Genomic DNA, 3,271 nt, shown 5'->3' with positions numbered 1-3,271 from the left:
ATCCAGCATCCACGGCTGCATCAGGCCCTCGGGCGAGAGATAGAGCATGTCCACCTCGCCGGCGTCGATGCGCCGCCAGATGTCGGAGCGCTCGTCCATCGAAACATTGCTGTCCAGCCGCTCGGCCGCCACGCCCGCCTGGCGCAGGCCCTGAACCTGGTCGGCCATCAGGGCGATCAACGGCGAAATCACCAGGCCCACGCCCGGCCGGATCAGCGACGGGATCTGGTAGCACAAGCTCTTGCCGCCGCCGGTGGGCAGTACGGCCATGGCGCTGTGGCCGGCCAGGATCTCGTTGATGACGCCGGCTTGCATCCCCCGAAAGTCCGCATGACCGAAGGTGCGCCGCAGGACGTCGCGGGCGTGATCGAGTTCTGGGGATTCGGGAGGAACGTACACGGGCGTGGTTATGGCGGGCCGCCGGCGCCCCGCCAAGGCTGGATCGCAGGCGCCGGCGTTTTCCGGCGAGGCCCGCGTCCGGCGAGCCCGAAAACCGCCGCGTTCATATCTCGTCAATCTTGTCGCGCGTTGTGTGGGCTTCGGCTAAACGGAACGCGCTCGAGACGTTGGCGCGCAGGAACGATACCACCATGGCGAACGGACCCTTCGGCGGGAACAAGCCGGCGAAGCCCCAGCGCACCCCGCTCCAGGCTCTGGTCTACTGGGGAACCGTTCTCGGCGTCTGGGGCCTGATCTTCGTCGTGGCCTTCTTCGCGGTGTTCGCCACCGACCTGCCCGACACGTCCAAGCTTTACGACGTCAAGCGCCAGCCCTCGATCAACTATCTGGATCGCTCGGGCGCCCTCCTGGCCGTGCGCGGGAGCCAATATGCGCCGCCGGTCGATATCGACGCTCTGCCCAAGTACGTGCCGGCCGCCTTCGTGGCCATCGAGGACCGCCAGTTCTACCACCACTTCGGCTTCAACCCCTGGGGCATCGCCCGATCGGTGGTGTGGAACGCCACCCATGACGGCCCCCAGCGCGGCGGCTCGACCATCACCCAGCAGCTGGCTCGAAACCTATTCCTGAGCCCGGCCCAGAACTATCGCCGCAAGGCCCAGGAGTTGATCCTGGCCGTCTGGCTGGAGATGAAGTTCTCCAAGAAACAGATCCTGGCCCTCTACATGAACCGGGTCTATTTCGGGGCCGGCGCCTACGGCATCGAGGCCGCCTCGCAGCGCTATTTCAACAAGCCCGCCAAGGACCTCTCCATTGGCGAGGCGGCCCTGCTGGCCGGCATGATGAAGGGCCCGGCGCGCTATTCGCCGGTCTCGGCCAAGGAGCGCGCCGCCCGCCGCGCCACCATCGTCCTGGACGAGATGGTGCGCATCAAGGCCATCACCCCCGAGCAGCGCGACGAGGCGTTCAGGACGCCGGTGCAGGTCTCGGCCACCCTGGCCAACCAGCGCGCCCAGTACTTCACCGACTATATCGACGCCCAGGTCCGCTCGCTGGTCGGCGAGCCGACCGAGGACCTGGTGGTCGAGACCACCCTGGACCTGCCGATCCAGGTCGCGGCCGAGCGCGCCGTGAAGCTGGGCGTCGAGGGCCATGGCGCGCAGGGCGTGCAACAGGCGGCCCTGGTCGCCATCGACGGCGAGGGTCGCATCCGCGCCTATGTCGGCGGGGCCGACTACGCCGACAGTCAGTTCGACCGCGCCACCACCGCCCGCCGCCAGGCCGGATCGGCCTTCAAGCCGTTCGTCTATCTGACCGCCATGGAGCAGGGGCGCACGCCCGCCGTCATGGTCGTCGACGAGCCCGTCAAGATCGGCAACTGGGAACCCAGGAACTACACGGGCAAATACCTTGGCCCCATGACCCTGCAGACGGCCCTGGCCCAGTCGATCAACACGGTCGCGGCGCGTCTGGCCAGCGAGGTCGGCACCAGCAACGTCGCCGCCACCGCCCGGCGACTGGGGATCACCAGCAAGATCCAGCTGGATCCGTCCATGGCCCTGGGCGCGGTCGAGGTGTCGCCGATGGAGATGGCCCAGGCCTACGCCCCGTTCTCGAACGGCGGCTTCCTGGCCAAGGGCTACGGCATCGAGCGCATCCGCACCGCCAGCGGCAAGGTGCTGTATGACCACGGCGTCGAGAAGCAGGCCCGCGCGGCGGTGATCGGCTCGCCCGCCCTGCAGTACATGAACCAGATGATGCGCGAGGTCGTGACCTCGGGCACCGGCACGCGCGCCCGGGTGGGCGGCTACGACATCGCCGGCAAGACCGGCACGACCAGCGACTATAAGGACGCCTGGTTCGTCGGCTACACGGGCGGCTTCGTGACCGCTGTCTGGACCGGCAAGGACGACAACACGGCGATGAAGCGGGTCACCGGCGGCGGCGCCCCGGCCGAGATCTGGCGCACCTTCATGACCGCCGCCCTGCCCCGCCTGAAGGCCACGCCAATCCCCGGCGGGGTGGCCGAACCGCCGCCCCCGACCGAGGATCCGATCGGCGACCTGATCACCCCGCCGGCCGAAGGTCCCGCCGCCGAGACCCCGGCGGGCGCGGCGCCGCCGGCTGATCAGCTGCCCTACTGAGGTTGGAGATCTAAATCCTCCCCCTGACGGGGGAGGTGTCGGCGAAGCCGACGGAGGGGGAAGAAGCCGGACAGCCCGCGCTTCCCCCTCCGGCCTTCGGCCGCCTCCCGCTGGGGGGAGGATTTTCAGCCTCACGCCCCGATCGCGTGCAGCTCCGCCGCGTGGGCTCGCAGCCAGGCGCGGTGGGGGGCGGGATCGCCGGCCAGCTCCCGGCACAGCGCCCAAAACCTCGGGCCGTGGTTGGCCTCGATCAGGTGGGCGCACTCGTGAGCGGCGACATAGTCGGCGACCGCCGCCGGAGCCAGGATCAGCCGCCAGCTGTAGCGGATCGAGGCGGGGGCGCGGGGCGTGGCCGGACGGCACGAGCCCCACCGCGCCTTCGGGTCGGCGACCGCCACCGACGGGACCGGACGGCCCAGGGCGGCGGCGTGGATGGCGGTGCGTTCGGTCAGCACGCCGAGCGCCTCGCGCTTGGCCAGACGGACCACCTTCAATCCCCAGTTGGCGTCGTCAGGCGCGACGATGCGGCCCTCCTCGATACGGGCGCGGCCCGGACCGACCTCCAGCCGATAGGGGCGGTCGTTGAGGCGCAGGATCCCGCCGGGCGCCAGGCTCATGCGCTCGGGCAGGGCCGCCAGCTGCTTGGCGATCCAGCCGGATTTCTCCTGGGCGAAGGCGACGGCCTCATTGAGCCGCTTGGGGCTCGGCGCCAGGGCGATCACCTCCGA

Annotated in this window: 3 protein-coding genes and 1 pseudogene; 1 reads left to right on the top strand and 3 read right to left on the bottom strand. The window is 69.9% G+C overall.

From position 1 onward, the window contains the following. The coding region (locus VJ655_RS13020) for a DEAD/DEAH box helicase (RefSeq protein WP_324111707.1) at positions 1-399 on the bottom strand (399 nt) is incomplete at its 3' end. Positions 400-590: 191 nt separating this feature from the next. On the opposite strand from VJ655_RS13020, the gene VJ655_RS13015 reads away from it, so the two are divergent. Next, positions 591-2,543 carry a penicillin-binding protein 1A gene (locus tag VJ655_RS13015; RefSeq protein ID WP_324111706.1) on the top strand — a complete coding sequence of 651 codons (1,953 nt, stop codon included), beginning with the start codon at positions 591-593 and terminating at the stop codon, positions 2,541-2,543. A 13-nt stretch (positions 2,544-2,556) separates the two neighbouring features. On the opposite strand, the pseudogene VJ655_RS13010 reads toward VJ655_RS13015, so the two are convergent. Both VJ655_RS13010 and VJ655_RS13005 read right to left on the bottom strand, forming a co-directional pair. After that, positions 2,557-2,682: pseudogene (locus VJ655_RS13010) on the bottom strand (hypothetical protein); the annotation flags it as partial. Further along, positions 2,675-3,271, bottom strand: a 597-nt coding sequence (locus VJ655_RS13005; protein WP_324111704.1) for a M48 family metallopeptidase, incomplete at its 5' end; no start/stop codon positions are given. The pseudogene VJ655_RS13010 and the gene VJ655_RS13005, both read right to left, overlap by 8 nt.

The organism is Caulobacter sp. (genome assembly GCF_035254145.1).
Classification (GTDB): Bacteria; Pseudomonadota; Alphaproteobacteria; order Caulobacterales; family Caulobacteraceae; genus Caulobacter.
The sequence above is the reverse complement of the archived record's forward strand: the minus strand, read 5'-3'. Positions and strand labels throughout refer to the sequence as shown.

Bases quoted from the DNA above. Each gene is read 5' to 3' on its own strand.
- VJ655_RS13015 (WP_324111706.1), top strand. From the start codon at position 591: ATGGCGAACGGACCCTTCGGCGGGAACAAGCCGGCGAAGCCCCAGCGC.